The 16,948-nt window shown below is 37.5% G+C and carries 14 protein-coding genes; 3 read left to right on the top strand and 11 right to left on the bottom strand.

All coding sequences use genetic code 11. The features are described from left to right. Positions 1 to 227: 227 nt before the first annotated feature. The 3 genes from AC07YC_RS21830 to AC07YC_RS21820 all read right to left on the bottom strand — a co-directional run bounded on the left by AC07YC_RS21830 (position 228) and on the right by AC07YC_RS21820 (position 4,428). The gene (locus AC07YC_RS21830) at positions 228 to 1,613 is read right to left on the bottom strand and encodes a HAMP domain-containing sensor histidine kinase (RefSeq protein ID WP_494920426.1); all 1,386 of its coding nucleotides are present in this window, start codon (positions 1,611 to 1,613) and stop codon (positions 228 to 230) included. Continuing rightward, positions 1,610 to 2,287 (bottom strand): response regulator transcription factor, encoded by a 678-nt coding sequence (locus AC07YC_RS21825; protein ID WP_494920425.1) that lies wholly within the window; start codon positions 2,285 to 2,287, stop codon positions 1,610 to 1,612. Before AC07YC_RS21825 ends, AC07YC_RS21830 begins: the two co-directional genes overlap by 4 nt. Before the next feature lie 113 nt (positions 2,288 to 2,400). Next, positions 2,401 to 4,428 (bottom strand): diguanylate cyclase domain-containing protein, encoded by a 2,028-nt coding sequence (locus AC07YC_RS21820; protein WP_494920424.1) that lies wholly within the window; start codon positions 4,426 to 4,428, stop codon positions 2,401 to 2,403. 539 nt (positions 4,429 to 4,967) lie between these two features. Between AC07YC_RS21820 and AC07YC_RS21815 the strand changes: the two genes are divergently transcribed. Continuing rightward, positions 4,968 to 5,516 (top strand): GNAT family N-acetyltransferase, encoded by a 549-nt coding sequence (locus AC07YC_RS21815; RefSeq protein WP_025115397.1) that lies wholly within the window; start codon positions 4,968 to 4,970, stop codon positions 5,514 to 5,516. A gap of 71 nt (positions 5,517 to 5,587) precedes the next feature. On the opposite strand, the gene murG is transcribed toward AC07YC_RS21815, so the two are convergent. Then, a complete protein-coding gene (murG, locus tag AC07YC_RS21810; protein WP_144787691.1) occupies positions 5,588 to 6,664 on the bottom strand; it encodes an undecaprenyldiphospho-muramoylpentapeptide beta-N-acetylglucosaminyltransferase in 1,077 nt (358 codons plus the stop codon). A 170-nt stretch (positions 6,665 to 6,834) separates the two neighbouring features. Between murG and AC07YC_RS21805 the strand changes: the two genes are divergently transcribed. Further along, positions 6,835 to 8,184 carry an MATE family efflux transporter gene (locus AC07YC_RS21805; protein ID WP_494920423.1) on the top strand — a complete coding sequence of 450 codons (1,350 nt, stop codon included), beginning with the start codon at positions 6,835 to 6,837 and terminating at the stop codon, positions 8,182 to 8,184. A 40-nt stretch (positions 8,185 to 8,224) separates the two neighbouring features. On the opposite strand, the gene AC07YC_RS21800 is transcribed toward AC07YC_RS21805, so the two are convergent. The 7 genes from AC07YC_RS21800 to AC07YC_RS21770 all read right to left on the bottom strand — a co-directional run bounded on the left by AC07YC_RS21800 (position 8,225) and on the right by AC07YC_RS21770 (position 16,236). Then, positions 8,225 to 9,301 carry a Ger(x)C family spore germination protein gene (locus AC07YC_RS21800; protein ID WP_494920422.1) on the bottom strand — a complete coding sequence of 359 codons (1,077 nt, stop codon included), beginning with the start codon at positions 9,299 to 9,301 and terminating at the stop codon, positions 8,225 to 8,227. Next, positions 9,291 to 10,319 (bottom strand): GerAB/ArcD/ProY family transporter, encoded by a 1,029-nt coding sequence (locus AC07YC_RS21795; protein ID WP_494920421.1) that lies wholly within the window; start codon positions 10,317 to 10,319, stop codon positions 9,291 to 9,293. The genes AC07YC_RS21800 and AC07YC_RS21795 overlap by 11 nt, the downstream gene beginning before the upstream one ends. Beyond that, entirely contained in the window at positions 10,316 to 11,749 is a 1,434-nt protein-coding gene (locus AC07YC_RS21790; RefSeq protein WP_336634728.1) for a spore germination protein, read from the bottom strand. The genes AC07YC_RS21795 and AC07YC_RS21790 overlap by 4 nt, the downstream gene beginning before the upstream one ends. Positions 11,750 to 11,969: 220 nt before the next feature. Then, a complete protein-coding gene (locus AC07YC_RS21785) occupies positions 11,970 to 12,656 on the bottom strand; it encodes a CAP domain-containing protein (RefSeq protein ID WP_336634729.1) in 687 nt (228 codons plus the stop codon). A 444-nt stretch (positions 12,657 to 13,100) separates the two neighbouring features. After that, on the bottom strand, positions 13,101 to 14,003 hold the full coding sequence (locus AC07YC_RS21780) for a CobW family GTP-binding protein (protein WP_336634730.1): 903 nt from the start codon (positions 14,001 to 14,003) through the stop codon (positions 13,101 to 13,103). Positions 14,004 to 14,072: 69 nt separating this feature from the next. Further along, the gene (locus AC07YC_RS21775; RefSeq protein ID WP_036125713.1) at positions 14,073 to 15,587 is read right to left on the bottom strand and encodes a lmo1851 family serine protease; all 1,515 of its coding nucleotides are present in this window, start codon (positions 15,585 to 15,587) and stop codon (positions 14,073 to 14,075) included. A 316-nt stretch (positions 15,588 to 15,903) separates the two neighbouring features. Continuing rightward, the gene (locus AC07YC_RS21770) at positions 15,904 to 16,236 is read right to left on the bottom strand and encodes a hypothetical protein (protein WP_494920420.1); all 333 of its coding nucleotides are present in this window, start codon (positions 16,234 to 16,236) and stop codon (positions 15,904 to 15,906) included. 314 nt (positions 16,237 to 16,550) lie between these two features. On the opposite strand from AC07YC_RS21770, the gene AC07YC_RS21765 reads away from it, so the two are divergent. Then, positions 16,551 to 16,823 carry a translation initiation factor 2 gene (locus tag AC07YC_RS21765; protein WP_089984403.1) on the top strand — a complete coding sequence of 91 codons (273 nt, stop codon included), beginning with the start codon at positions 16,551 to 16,553 and terminating at the stop codon, positions 16,821 to 16,823. Positions 16,824 to 16,948 lie beyond the last annotated feature (125 nt).

Raw genomic sequence — 16,948 nt, 5'->3', positions numbered from 1 at the left:
ATGACCTCCAAATTTTGCCTTTCGGCAGTTCCATTAATTAAATTGCAATTAATTATATAATATTTAGCCGTTCTTTAAAAGAATGTTTTACACTACTTTTCCATATTTTAAAGAACGTTTTTTCCATCTCAATCTTACTACTCTTCACAAAAAATACAACTCTTTTTAGCAAATTAAGCAATTTTTTTCGCAAAGGATAGAATAATGAAATAAAGCGTGCATTTTTCTTAATATTTTAGCGGGATCTTTAATGAGAAAACGGTTCCAATATTAACCTCACTCTTGACTTCTACCGTCGCATTATATTTTTCAAGCAACATCTTCGAAATACTTAATCCTAAGCCAGTTCCACCAATTTGACGGTTTCTTGCCTCATCCACTCGATAAAAACGATCAAAGATAAAAGGAATATTGTCTTTTGCTATTCCTATACCATTATCAGCAATTTCTAAACATGCATAATTTCCAGCAACTGAAATAGAAATTTGTATCTCAGGAATTTTTTCACAATAACGAATTGCATTTTCTATTATATTACGAATGATTTGACTTAGTGCATTTTCAGTTATAAATAAAGGACCCATTTCATCATTTTTCGACAGCAAAATTCGCGCTTTGGGGTGTACAAGCCTCATTTCATCGATAACAGCCTCAATCACCGATAGTGCATTCGCCTCACTCATCTCATCTTTTTCCTCACGTCTTGCAAGCTCTAATAACTCCTCAATCATTTTACGCATACGAGCAGTTTCTGTTAAGGAAGTATCGATCGACTCCTCTAAAATAGCTGGATCATTTTTGCCCCATCTTTTTAGCAGAGAAAGATGGCCTTCGATAGCCTGGATTGGCGTACGAAGCTCATGAGAAGCATCTGCGACAAATTGTTGCTGCTGGGTAAAAGATATTTGCAGCTCATTCATCATGGCATTGTACATTTTCAGCAAATCACCAATCTCATCGTGTGATGTGTAGGTTAGCTGTATAGGCTCATTAAAGCCTTGATCCATCACCATTTTCATGGAAGCACGTAATTCACGCAATGGCTTCATTAAATAATTGGCTAAATAATACCCAATAGAGCCTGATAACACCAATGCCCCAAGACCAGCGATGAGCATAGCTGTTAACAAATAATGCATGAGTGATTGAAAACCGTTGAGCGGATGGATAACTTGAACATACCCTTGAAAAAAGCCTAGTCGTATTGGTTCATTCATGACCAGTACATCCTGCTTATTAATGGTCGTCTCAAAAATCTTCTGCATGGAGCTAAGAGGTGCAGCATCTGATGTATTATTGATACGCAAAATATCCACACCATCCGCATTAAACATTCTAACTGTTTCATCTCGATCGACAATCGATTTGAGCAAACCAGTATTTTGTTGAATTTGTTGAATCGTAATATCTGGTCCCTGTGATTGTAAAAATGAAATAATATCCCTGCTGGTCCGTTCAACCTTGCTTTCCTCATCATTTAAAAGCCATGTATGGAGAGAAATATAAACAACCACGCAAATAATCGTATAGCTTAAAAAAATCACACTACTCGATGTGAGCATCCATTTTTTCTGCAAAGATTGACGACGGAGATACATCAGTAACTTGTTCATTCCCGCATCACATACCCAACCCCTCGAACCGTTTCAATATAGGCATTCGTATCACCTGGCAGCTTCGTCCGTAAATGACGTATATACACATCTACCACATTGGTCTCTATATCTGTATCGTAGCCCCATACAGATGTAAGAATATGCTCGCGTGTACAAACTCTATTTTTGTGTTCGATTAATAGTTTCAGTAAATCATATTCTGTCTTTGTGAGGTCAAGTTTATTCCCTTGCACGAAAACTTCATAGGCTGCGATATCTATCTCAATATCACGTAAACTCAAAAATTCACTATTTGCTGGCTCTTGTGTTGTTGCACGACGTAAAATCGTTCGAATTCTTGCTAATAGTTCTTCGATCGCAAATGGCTTGACGATGTAGTCATCTGCCCCAGCATCTAGGCCAGCTACACGATCCATAACAGCGTCTCTTGCCGTTATTAAAATAATAGGCACTTGAGATTGCGACCTAACTCGCCGACAAATTTCAATACCATTGATGCCCGGTAGCATCACATCAAGTAATAGCACATCAAATGCTTCAGTTGTTGCCAAAGATAGCCCCTCACGCCCTTCAAAGGCAACCGACACGTCATAGCCTTCATGCTGTAGCTCTAGCTCGACAAAACGTGCAATATGCTTTTCATCTTCCACTACTAATATTTTCTTAGGCACATAATCACCTTCTATTCCGAAATAACGATGCAGGATTTTTATCCCTATACTGTTATAGCATAACATCAAATAAAAAGTCTGTCTCACAAGGAATAACTTGTGGACAGACTTTTTTAATGAGCTTCCGAAATAAAGAGATTATTTTTCCCAGCTTCTTTTGATTTATATAAAGCTTGATCAGCCAAATCCATTAATTCATCCAATGTTTGGGCATGATCTGGATAGTAGGAAATCCCTATTGAAGCAGTTGGTGTGAACTGATGATCCTCAATCATCCAGCCCGCTGCTAATTCATCACGAATGCGACGAATAATATGCATAATTTGACTATGCCTTTTATCAATTTCTCTCGTTAAACCTGTTAGGATGACAAGAAACTCGTCGCCTCCTATACGAATAACGATATCATGACTTCGAACGGTTTTACTTAAAGCGTGACCAAAGCTCTGAATAAACGCATCCCCTGTATCATGGCCAAAGCGATCATTGACAGCTTTAAAATCATCCCCATCTAAATAAAGCATCGCTACACTTGCATTGTTTTCGTCGGCCTCAGCCAATATTGTAGGAAACTCATTTTGTAAATAACGACGATTCGGGAGCTGTGTTAAAGAATCATGATAGGCCAGATAAAGCAAATCATTTTCCCTCTCTTTACGATGGGTAATTTCACGGGACACCATCATAATTTGAGAAACCTTTTCACGATCAGGATCATGGACCACCGTGACATTTCCTTCTGTCCATATAGGTGTGCCGTCCTTTGCCTTCAGTAAAAGTTCAAACTGGGTATCTGTTTGACCAGTAAAGTTATTTAAAAATGTTTGCCATTCATGCTGGCTTTCTGTATCAATAATGGCACTGTAAAACTGACCTTGTAGCTCCCCATTTTCATAGCCTAAATATATTTCATAGGATGGTGATGTATAAATTATGATTCCATCCTCATTCGTAATAACAATTAAATCATTCGTATTTTCCGTAATGAGACGGAAAGTACGCTCAATATTTTTTAATTCTGTGAACATTCTTTTCTTGTCTGTAATATCATAGTTAATGGTTAAAATTTGTTCAATTTGACCAAATTCATTTTTTAATGGAACAATGGTTGCTTCCACCCAATAATCAGCATGGTATTTTGTGCGATAGCACAGCTCTCCCCGCCAGATGTCTCCACTAGCAAGTTTGTCATTGATTAATTGTAAAAAATTTTGTGTTTGGTACCGAGGCTTAAGTAATGCATAAGACTGCCCAATTAATTCCTCTTCCGTGTAGCCTGAAGCTTGTAAAAACATCTCACTCACTTCTAAAATACGGCCTGCACTATCTAAAATAGCGATGGCTGTAGCTGAATTTAATGCTGACTTAAACACTTCAAAGCCATGAGATTTCGACCGTAGTTCGGCCTTTTGCAAGGTGAACTGTGTGAAATCTTGCATTATAAGAAAGATTGCAAAGGAATTATCCTCCTGCATGACAGGCGATAGTGACAGTAAATACATGCGTTCTTGCTGGTCCAACGTAAGCAATTTTACAAACTTTTCATCAACGTTTTCACCTCTAGCCGCTTGCTGTAAATACAATTTAATTTGCTGCACTTCTTCTTTTGGAACAATCGGTAAATCAATAAACATTTTTTGTTTGACGGCTTCATTATCTAATTGAAAATCTTCCATAAAGCTTGAATTCACTTCATAAATCATACCTTCAGCTGATAATACAACGGTCGAAAAAAAGGCATGGTCGAACATGGACCGCATAAACAAAAATTTATCTTCAATACTACGATCATAGTGAATTTCCTTGGTAATTGCTAAAACATAGTCTTCCTGGTTATAGTGCAATGGGCGTACAGTTGTTTCATATTTACGAACCTCCGACTGCACATATGCATAATCTACATAGTCAACCTGTATATGTTCTGCAATTGCATGATGATAGTTTTTCTGAATGATCGAAAAATTTCGATTCGAGGTAACGGCGGAAAGCATTTTTCCAATTACATCGATCGATAACAGTTCTCGAGCTGCGTAGTTTAAGCGAATATATTGAAAATCTTCCTCTATTTTTTTCATTAGAAAAACAAAATCATTACCAATAAATAATTCATTAAAAAAATCTTCGCTTAAAAGATACTCCATACTGTCACCTCCAGAAAAGGCCATTGCCATCATAATAAAAAACTATGTATATGTTTAATTATACGCAAAAACTAATTCTACTATTATAACATAAAAATAAATAATTACCTTTCTAGAATTAGATAAATTATATCCTTTTAAGGATATTTTTGATAATTTAGCAATTTAAACATAAAAATATACTACTAAAGATTCATACTATTGATTAATTATAGATAAATGTGATAGAATTTACTTAATTTTAAATATGTAAAAAAATTGAATATTTCTATTCATTTATCAGAATTTACTGACTATTAAACTTAAAATTTTGTTTTTTACGAGCAAAATGATTGCATGAAACAGCTAGCATGTTATATTATATTTAAAAAACTAGTCTTTTTTCGGTATGGTCGAAATCAGTAAGACAGCGGGAGATTATGGAATATCATAGTTATAACGTCTAGTTCTTTGGGTTTTAATTCCAGTACGAATTTTAGTTTTCTTCTTTATGCTTCAACGGAATTGTTTTAACTACCCTAGTAAAGGAGGCGTTTCGTATGCTTAAACATCGAGACCTGCATGAATGTACAGAGCTTTATGAACTATTATCACACCCTTCTGTATTCCCTTTTGTCCGTCAGAAAGCCACATCCGCTGATGAATACTGGTTTATGACAAAGCAACTGATCGAAGAGGAAGCGAGAGGACTCGCTATCTCGAGGACCATCACTGATGACTGGGGTCAACCAATCGGCACCATTAGTATACACGATGTTGAGGACGGTGCAGGTTTTTTAGGAACGTGGATTGGACTCCCTTACCAAGGAAAAGGCTACAATCAAAAGGCAAAAATGCTTTTTTTGAATGAGTTGTTTTTTGATTATAATTTCCATACGGTATTCCTCCGTATTCGTGTTGAAAATATAAAATCACAGCGTGCTGCGTTAAAATTACCCTATATAGTGAGCGCTAATGAAAGTCATCCAACTTTGTTAGCTCAAGTAAATAGTGGTATGGCACAATTTGATCTATTTAAAATTCCAAAAGATTTATTCTACTTAACAACTGCTTATGAAATGCAAGAAGGCGAAGAACAAGCAATGTAAGCCTATTAAAATAACAAGAAGCTATGAGGTGTTGTCATCATCGACATCCCTCATAGCTTTTTTAATGACTTTTATTTTTCATAGTTCAAAATTAATGACGCCATCTCGTCAGGCGTTTTTGGTTTTTGAGTTTTGGACATCGTTTCAACCATTTCCTCTTTACGCCCTGTTAGTGTATAAACAGACTTCATAAAGGATTCCTTTGTTAAGGCTTCTTCCTGTAACACTTCTGCATAGCCCTGCTTTTTAAATAAATTAGCATTCAATATTTGATCACCACGGCTTTTTTGGGCAGATAAAGGCACCAAAAGCATTGGTTTATGAAGTGCTAAAAACTCAAAAATAGAGTTTGATCCCGCTCGAGACACAATAAAGTCTGCTGCATGCATTAAATCAGGCAGCTCCGTCGTCACATATTCAAATTGTTTGTAGCCAGACAATGATTCTAACGACTCATCATAGTTCCCTTTTCCACATAAATGAATCACGTAAAACTGTTTTAACAGCTCTGGTAAATTTTTTCGAAGGGCATCATTTAGAACAACTGAGCCTAAGCTACCACCCATAACAAGTAAAACAGGCTTTAATGTTGTAAAGCCACAGTATGCTAATCCTTTTGCTCTTTCCCCTTTTAACAACTCAGGGCGAATGATGGAACCTGTACAAGTTGCTTTGTCACTTGGTAAATGCTTCAGTGTTTCTTCAAAAATGGTAAACACATGAGAAGCAAAAGGTAAAGCTATTTTATTAGCAAGCCCAGGTGTCACATCTGATTCATGGATTACGACTGGAACACCTGCCAGCTTGGCTGCCATGACAACAGGGACAGAAACAAAGCCCCCTTTTGAAAATACGACTTGCGGCTTTACTTTTTTGATAATACGAAAAGCCTGCATCATTCCAGCAAGCACCTTAAATGGATCTGTAAAATTTTTCATCGAAAAGTAACGACGCAACTTACCACTTGCAATGCCATAAAACGGCACATTAGGGAACGCCTCGCCAATTAATTCTTTTTCAATACCTTGTTCTGAGCCAATATAGTGGACATCATAACCTAGTTCAAGTAAAGACGGGAGTATCGCTTGGTTTAACGATACATGGCCAGCTGTCCCACCACCGGTTAAAATGATTGTTTGTTGTTTCACATGAATTCTCCTATTCCTTAAAAAACATTGTAGGTAGACTACTTTTTGTGTACAGTGTTCTATTTTACTATATGCCGACGAAAAGATATAGATGAAGCAATAAATTTTCAGCTTTTCTCTCTTTACATATGCTATACTTGTTCATTATGTTAATGAAGGAAGTATCATACATGTATCAAACATCCACTTTGAAAGAAAAATACGCACTACTTTTAAAAATGATCATCCCCATTTTAGTAACCCAAGTAGCTATCTACCTCGTTTCTTTTTTTGATGTGTTAATGTCAAGTCGCTATGGGACGGCGGATTTAGCGGGTGTATCGATTGGTTCCTCCATCTGGATGCCGATTTATACTGGACTATCGGGTATTCTCCTAGCCATTACACCAATTGTCTCCCAGCTTGTAGGGGCAAAAAAGGAAATGGATGCTAAAAAGGCTGTTCAGCAAGGCATTTATGTAGCCATTACACTGTCCATCATTATTTTCATTGGACTTTTCTTTGGCATCGATTGGATACTTAGCAAAATGAGCTTAGAAACACCTGTACATACTATAGCAAAGGGCTACATCTATGCGATGTGCGCGGGCCTTTTACCACTATTTTTATTTTTTGTTATGCGTTGCTTCATTGATGCACTCGGACAAACACGTGTCACGATGATCATTACCTTAATGACAACCCCGATAAATATCATATTAAATTACATCTTTATTTTCGGAAAATTCGGATCACCTGAGCTTGGTGGGATTGGAGCAGGTGTAGCCACAGCCATTACTTACTGGCTGATTTTCTTAATTACTGCTTGGATTATCGCAAAACGAGTGCCTTTCGAGCGCTTCCGGATGTTTCACAATTGGCGCAAGCCTTCATGGTTACAATGGAAGGAAATTTTGCTTATTGGTGTACCGATAGGCATTTCACTCTTCGCAGAAACAAGTATCTTTTCGGCTGTCACAATGATGATGAGTAATTTTAGCACAACCATCATCGCAGCCCATCAGATTGCGATTAATTTCACCTCCCTCCTCTATATGGTACCCCTAAGTATTTCAATGGGTGTCACGATATTAGTAGGCTTTGAGATTGGTGCCGGTCGCATGCGGGATGCACGTACGTATAGTTATCTTTGTGTTGGTACTGCCATCGTCTTTAGCTTTATTTCTGCTTGTATACTCTTTATTTTGCGTGAACCTGTTGCGCATATGTATACGACAGATAGCAACGTAATTGAATATGCGGTGCAATTTTTAGTATTTGCCGCTATTTTTCAGCTATCTGATTCTATCCAAGCCCCTGTACAAGGAGCTTTAAGAGGCTATAAAGATGTGATGATAACATTTATTATGGCTATTATTTCTTACTGGGTAATTGGTTTACCAGTTGGTTATTCGCTTGCGACCCACACAGATTTAGGGCCTTTTGGCTATTGGATAGGGCTCGTTGCAGGATTGACTACTGGCGCTGCTACGCTATTGATTCGCTTGCTACTTGTTCAAAAAAGAGTGACTGTTGCATAATAAAAATCGCCTTTTTCATAGTTCTAGGAAAGGCGATTTTTTAACGTAAAACTCCTGTTCGAATAATTTTCACTTCTACTTTCGGCTTGAGTAATAAAGAGGAAAATTCGGTATGCCAATCTTCCTTAAACATGTTTGGATGATACGCCCGAATATGACGACCAATCCCTAATGTATCCGACTTTTGATTTTGAAGAATCCGTAAGACTTCCTCAAACTCAGCTTGCATTTTTTCCTCTATCATTTGTTGTACGTCCTGAAAAATTTCATCCTTATATATATGATCGTGCGGAAATTCTTCAACCTCCACATCAATGGTGTAACTCATATCTATTGTTCGTAATTCCTCATTGACAGTCCATTTACGCTTCACCTTTAACACATCAACTGTAATTGGATTGACCTTCCCATCATTTTGCCACAGATAGCTCATTCGTGCTGCTTTACTTTTTTGATTCATTAATAGCAGCATCGTTAAGGATTGGGATGGTGTTAAGACAGTGCCGGTAAAGCTTCGTCCAGAAAATATAGCTAAGCCCCCTGCCACCCCATGCTTTTTATCTTCACTAAGTTGAAAATAAGGCAGAGCAATATCAATGGTCTGATCAAAAAGCATAGAACCCACTACTTGCAAATCGATCTTTGGAAAATAGGTATTATCCTCTGAGCTTTCGATAAATCGCTGATAGTAGCTCCCCGCGCTACCAGCAAGATCTTTTGTCAAATCTACAAACGGTTTAACTTCACCATCAGTAAGCGCGATTTTGATAGATATAGGGTTTTGAGGGTCCCGAAAATAAATATCCAATAGTTCATAGATGGACTCCCTCGCCGTACGATCAGAAATCAGAATTGTTGATAGCTCCGATAAATCAAGAGTTTGCTCCACTTTTAAATTAGCATTTGTCCGAACTTCACGAGGTGATAACCCATCAGCCTCGATAATTTCCGTTTCTTGAGTCATTGAGGTTGGATAGGCATAATATCCTTTATACGCTCCAACATAACCTTCTATCCCAACAAGCGTTACAACCGAAGAATTTTTATAAAGTCTTTCATCCCAGCAGCCAGCTAGCAGCAACATCGACAGGACCATCACGATTCCTTTACGAAACACTTTTTCCCCTCCATTTATTCCAAGCAATTATGACTATAGGTAATAAAATAGTAAAGAAGATGAATACGTAGTGTAAAGAATTTTTGATAAACTCAATGCTTCGAAAATGTAGGACAAAAAGCGGTAGAATGGCTAGGAAAAGATGATACACAATAATACTTCTTTTCGGATGTTTCTGTTGTTTCATAAAATGAAGCACTCGGAAAGAGAGCCCATAAATCATAATAGTAACAATCGACCAGGACAGCCAAATATAAACGAAAAAAATATCAAGTCGTTTCACAAATGTGACTTCCTGTGATTTTAAAATATACATAATGGGCTCTGGTATGAGATTAATTTCATCCAAAGAGAAAAACATTTGCGTAAAAAGTACCGACATAAAGTAAAAGACGAATATGACTAGCTGATAGGTCCATAAGGGTCTTCCCTTTACTTGTAAATCTTTTTGTAAAAATGGGCGATAAATAAGGTACATTTCAATGCCAAAATAGGCATAGATACTATGAATCAGGCCAGCTACTATTTGTTTTGTATGATTCCATTCAATCGGAAAAAGATTACTCCACGTTAAATCTGGTATGGCTAGCATGAGAAAAATCACAAATAGAAAAATAAGGGGAATGAGTAATACACCAATATTGATAACCGTTTCTGGTCTACTTAAGTTGGCATATAACGAAAGGGCTACTATAATCACAACAACAATCCACTCGGGCGTTTGTGGTAGCACCCACGATGCCAAAACATAGCTCATATAGGCAATAAAGACAACGGTCACTAGTAGCCAATAGATTTGATACACCAAACGAAAAAAAGCATTTAAATAGAAATACGAGTAATACCTTTCAAAAAATAGGAGTAGGCCATAATGTATGACACTCGCTATAATAAAAATGAACCATGAGTTATTTTTACTGGAAATGATTAACGGAGTTTGAAAGGCGATGTAGACAACTCCTGTTTGAAAAATAAATAATAGTAAAAAGAACTGCGCCTTTGTCAGGGAAACATTCATGGTGTATCCTCGTTTTTCGTTTGCTTATCTTTTGGTGGTTGAAACGAAGTAACCTGCACGGTCGGTTTAATAAACGGCCAGCGTAGAAAAATTTTAAGCACTGCCTTCGGTTGAAAAGGGATGATAGGTGAAAAATAAGGCTGTTTTAAAGACGTTAAATTAATTAAATGAATAAGTAAAATGACAACTCCTACGACAATCCCTAAAAAACCAAACAAAGAGGCAAGTACCATAAACGGAAAACGGATCATGCGAATAGTACTATTTAACTCGACTGACGGGACAACATAGCTAGAAATAGCGGTTAATGCCACAACAATGACCATTAAATTAGAAACTAATCCTGCACTGACGATAGCATCCCCTATGACTAATCCCCCTACGATTCCAATTGTTTGCCCTACCGATTGAGGTAATCGAATGCTGGACTCTCGAATCAATTCCATAATAATCTCTAGAATCAAAGCTTCAATTAGCGGTCGATAAGGAATGTCATTCACGTCATTTTTCACTTGATTACTTAATTCCAATGGTAGCACTTCAAAATGAAAGCTTATAATGGCAATATAAAAGGCTGGTAAAAAAACAGCGGTTAAAAACGACAGAAGTCGAACAATTTTATAAAAAGAACCGACAACAACGCGACCATTATAATCATCTGGCGTCTGATAGAATGAAAAAAAAGTGACAGGAGCAATAAATGCGGTCGGTGAAATATCCGTCATGACCACAACCTTCCCCTCCACTAAATTGGCTACTACCCGGTCTGGATGCTCCGTATTTAACAATTGCGGAAAAGGAGATAACACAGAGTCCTCCAGCGCATCACTTAATTGACCAGAGCTATAAAAATAATCAATTTGCAGAGCAGCAATCCGCTTCTCTATCTCTTGTAATGTCTCTGGCTTTATAACCCCATCCATATAAAGATAATACGCCTTTGATTTCGTTTGTTCGCCAATCGAAAATGATTTCACGACCAATGCAGGATTATTGACACGTCTACGTATTAACGCTAAATTGGTATCCACACGTTCAATTAGACCTTCATGTGAACCGCGTAAAATACTTTCGCTACTCGGTTCTTCGAGGTTACGTCGAACTTCATTCACTATAGTAAGCGCCAGCATTTTTCCTGTATCAGGCAAAATAACGATAGTTTCTCCCTGACAAACTCGCTCAATCGCAAGGGGTAATGAAAAATTTTCTAATGTCGTAATTAATGTTTCACTCCAAAAAGGCTTTGCTGTATCTAAACGCGCATAAATTGTATCTAAAACCCTTTGAACTTCCTTAGCATCTACAAGAGAAGCGTAAAAGCATAAAATAGCTGTATGGCCCTCATGCCAATCTACCTGTCTGACTGTCAAATCAGAGGAATGGTAGAATGCTTTTTGCAGGCTTTTCATCATATATTCCACTCTATCCATAAAACGCCTCCTCTACTGGAGAGTATAAGCATTTTTCTCTTATTTCAAACAAGTTGATAACGGATTCTCCAGCATAAAAAAGATGCCCCGACGATTTTATCTAGGCATCTTCCTAATAGTTATTTTAGCTTTACTTGTACAACCCTCTTCGACATTCCTACAATCAAAAAATGCCCTATAAGCCTAGTAGACTTATAAGACACTTTCGTTAACACAAATCTTATTTTGTAATAAATTGTTGTGTCCAGTAGTTACCTGATTTCACGTAACCTACACCAATATGCGTAAATTTACCATTTAAAATGTTAGCACGGTGACCCGGTGAGTCCATCCACGCTTGTACTACTTCTTGTGGAGAACGTTGACCTTGAGCAATGTTTTCTCCTGCACTTTTATAGGCAATTCCTAAAGCTTTCATACGATCAAATGGTGAACCGAATGTTGGACTTGTATGTGAGAAATAGTTATTACTTTGCATATCTTGTGATTTTTCACGAGCTGCCGCCATTAATTTATCATCTGTTTGTAATGGAGATAAACCAGCTTTTGTACGTTCAGCGTTTGTTAATTTTACTACCTCTTGTTCAAATGCGTTCACATCTGAAGTTGTTGTTGAAGGTGTAGAGCTAGTTGGTGGTGTTGCTGGCTTTTCATTTTGTGATGATTGATTATTGTTTGGCGTAGTTGCCGTATTATCATTATTTGTTGTAGGCGTCTCCTTAGATGGTGTAGATGCCTGCGGGAATTGAATATTCCATTTATGATTGTTAGACCATTTATAATAAACTTTACAGTTTGTTGTTTGCTTTACTGAATTCCCCTCTGTTGTATTTGTAGCAGCAGAAGCTATTTGAATTGGAGCTGCTAAAAGAAATGTTGCACAAATTGCAGTTAGTGTTTTTTTCATGTTTGCAATTCCTCCTTCTATGCCATTAATCGTAAAGGATAATTTTCATTAAATTCTTACCAGCATCTGCTAACTACGCCAACACGGAAATAAATACGCGAAAAATCGGGGTTTTTTTGCTATATTTCTTAGTAGGATTAACCAATCTATGAAATACTTACGTTTGAAAGTGGGTTGACACCCCTATAAATCTAGCAAATATTATCGTAAATTCACCATAAAAATGAATTCCAAATGTATGCGTTATTCAATGATTCAGTTACTCTAATGCACCTGATCGAAAGCCACCAGAATTGTGATATCACTAGTTCTAGTGGCTCTTCTCACCATTTATATTACAAACATATTACAGACATGTTACATTCCCTTTACATAAAAATAAAAAAACCTGCGTAATCTACACATTGTCTAAATTGTGCAATATTCCACAGGTTTACATTTTCTTTATTGAATGCCAATGACAGGAAGAGACCCTACGTTTTCACCGATAATAACAAGCTTCGCTGGCATTTTTATATATTCCGGTAGCCATTGAACCATGCCATATGCATATTGGAACAGCATTGGATTTTTAATGCCTTCTATCGGCACATACCCTTTCATTCGATAAATTGTTTCAGGTAAAGCACGCAGCCATTCTTCAAATTGCTCCTGGGTAAACTCCATATCAGTGAATTCTACTAAGCGCGAGCCAAGTTGCATAGAGGCTATCGGTGCTTTCACAATATCAGCTTTATCCATTTGTGCCGTTGCCTTTAAATTCTCTAATAATGACAGTGGTACTCGTCCATTCGTCGTTTGCAAAATAAAGGCATGGGGATTTAAGCTTTGTAGCTCATAGACTACTTGCCCTTGCTCTGCCTCTGTTAAAAGATCCGTTTTATTTGCTAATAATAAGTGAGCATGGCGAATTTGTTCCATAAATAGAGAACGTACTTGTGGTGTCAGCGTATCACGATGAAGCCATAGCTTTGAATCTGCCACAGTTACAATGCCTTTGACATTAAGCTTATCAGCAAACAATGGTGAATATACCGCATCTAAAGCCTCGACCGGATGGGCAGCACCCGTTGTTTCAATAATTAATACATCAAAATCACTATCTAATAGAAGAGATTGAATTTGTGCCTCTGTTTTTTCAGCACCTGAACAGCAAATACAGCCTTCTAGCATCTCTTTGAGCGGAATATCCTTTTCCACGGCCTGTGAGTCAAATGGTAGCTTGCCCAGTTCATTCATAATAACAGCGGGCTTTAAATTTTTCTCCTTTAGTTGGCGAATCACATCTGTCAGCATCGATGTTTTGCCACTTCCTAAAAAGCCACTAAATAGGTATACATCCTTCATACTCTTCTTCCTCCTATAAAAAAAGCTGTCGCAGATGCCGTGAAGACGACTGTTGCGACAGCTGTAATGTTAGTTTGTAGTTTCCTCAGTCTTATCAGCTGTACCTAAAAGAAGCTCTTTCGCTTTTAACAACTGAGGATCATCAGCTTTCATTTTTGCACGTAAAGCATCCATTAAAGCATACGTTGTGTTTCCTGTTAAAACACCTGTCTCTTCAAGATTATTCGCAGCCTGTAATTGTTCTACTGCATGCGCTGTATTGTCATCGAAAAGACCATCTATTTCACCAGGCTCGTACCCTAATACTTGGAGCATCTCCTCTGCCGCCTTCACAGAGTCTGATTGCATACCTGCCTTCATTTCTATAGAAGCATTCAAGTATGGTAAAGACGCATATGTTGGATAAGCGACCTTGACATCAGGAGTAATCCCTTTTTCATTAATCCAGTTACCTTTCGGCGTTAACCATTTACCTGTAGTAAATTTCAGATTAGAGCCGTCTTTTAACGGAGTTACATTTTGGACTGTGCCTTTACCGAAGGATGTTTCACCGACAACCTTTGCACCAACAGATTCTTTTAAAGCACCAGCTAAAATCTCAGAGGCAGAAGCACTACCACCATCAACTAGCACTGTAATTGGTAGGTTGTATTTTTTTCCAGCAATCGCATTTGTGACTTCTGGTTCTGCATCCTTTTCCTGTACCTGTACAATGGCCTTGCCTTCTGGAACGAATAGATTAGAAATATCCACTGCAGCCTTTAAGTAGCCACCTGGATTTTGACGTAAATCTAAAACAATCCCCTTCATGCCTTTGCCTTCGTACTCCACGAGGATTTTTTCAAGCTCTTGGGCAGTTTGTTCACTAAATGATGTAATTTGAATATGAGCAATATTGCCATCAAGCATTTCACCATAAACAGTTTCTACTGGGATTTCATCACGAACAATTGTCATTTGAATTGGCTCCGTATTGTCGCCACGTTTCACTGATAATTTCACAGGCGTTCCCTTTTCGCCGCGAATTAACGCTACTGCTTCTGTAGCACTGAAACCTTGAATGCTTTTCCCATCAACTGTTAAGATGATATCTTTTGGTAATAAGCCTGCCTTCTCAGCAGGGGAATTTTTAATCGGTGACACAACTGTAATATAACCATTACGTTCTTGAATTTCTGCACCAATTCCTTGGAAGCTTGAAGATAAACCAGAGTTAAATTGGTCTGCTTCTTCCTTCACCATAAAATCAGAGTACGGATCTCCTAATGCGTCGAACATGCCATTAATTGCACCATCGACAACCTTTTCATCTTCAATATCTTTGTAATAGTTATTTTTCAGTAAATCAAATGCTTCATATAATTTCGTAAATTCCTCACGTTCTACAGGAACTTTCACTTCTACTACTTTCTTATCACCAAATGTTAACGCAAAAATCGTTAAACCGGCAGTAATAAGAATTGTAAAGAACATTAGCATGATGAATTTAAACGGTTTTAATTGTATAAATTGTCCTGCCGGCTTAATTTCAGCAGGTGTTGGCTCTTGCTGCTGTTCCGTACTTTCATTTTTCTGTTCATCCATCTTGATTGTCACCACTCTCATATACACTAACTTGTTGTCACACTATTACCATCTTAACAGGTTATACAGAAGACGAAAAGAAAAAGACTGTCGAAATTTTATGACAGACCTTGTCTGATCCTGCTTCCAAGCATCTTACATCCAAATGCTTATGGACCCATCATTCCCTATAGAAGCTTAAGGTATATAATGGTACTGCCTTCTAATTTTACTCATTTCCTTGTAGCAGTCAACTAAAAATTCAATTGAATCATAGAAATACTATAAAAATATAACGTGCCAGCGACTGAAAAAGTTTCAAATCATGGTAATTTTTTTACACAGGTTCTTCTAATAGGGTTTGAAGCTTTTTATAAATAGAATGAACCGTTAATCGGTGAAAGGAAATAAGTTGTCCTTTATCGATGACAGAGAAGATCCCATAGGGTGTCGGTGATTTTTCCATCAACTCATCACGGCTTTGGATTTCGATTAAGTCTACTGAAATATCTAGCATACTGGCAGCGGCTAAAATGTTCTCCGTTGCGACTTTTACATATGGACATTGAAAAAATCGAAGAATCGTCAAGTTGTGATAGCCTGTTAAACGTTCATGCCAATTTTCAGGAAAATACGGTAACTCTACATCTTCAGTAAATGGGTAAACCAATAATTCGAAATCATAAGGTGCCGTGGCGACTTGTTGATGATCTTCTACTAACTGTACATAACGTAAGCCCTTTTCAAATTGTTGATGTAGCCATTTATTTTTACCTGTATAGCCTGCTCCTCAAACAATAACTGCCTATCCCCTCCAATAATTGTCCATCCATTTCAACAAACTCTATAGGTGTCAATGGCCGATCCTCCAATATGTAGTCGTTCTGCTAATTTTATCATTTCTTATGAATCATTTAAATCGTTCTCCTTTTCTCTTCCTCACGCATATGATGCAAGTAATGACAAACATAAGGAGGAAGGATAATGGGGAGAAATAATAAGCCCGATCAAAACAATGATTCCTTGGAAATTTATGCAGCTAAGTTATCTTATATTGGCACAGCTATCTCAACTCTTGGAGATGGCCTCCAAACCATTGCAGCAGGTCTTGCTCTAGAGGCACTCGTTAATGCGAATAAGGATTCTTCTCAAAATAATAATGGTGACAGCCAATCAAACGTGCAAATTGATAATATGCAGAAGCAAATTGATTATTTAATTGGTGAGCTGAAGCACATCAAAAAAATGCTGAAATAACCTTTACATAAAGAGAAAGCGTAATAAACAGTAGTGTTGAAAGAAGGCTTGGACTTACCCCTGTCAAGTAGACAGCACTAAAAAACACTACGCAGCCATCTGGTGTCGATATTCTATCGGCGCTA

It is taken from the genome of Lysinibacillus sp. GW247-5R2A (assembly GCF_059424475.1).
This window is presented reverse-complemented; position numbering and strand designations above follow the sequence as displayed.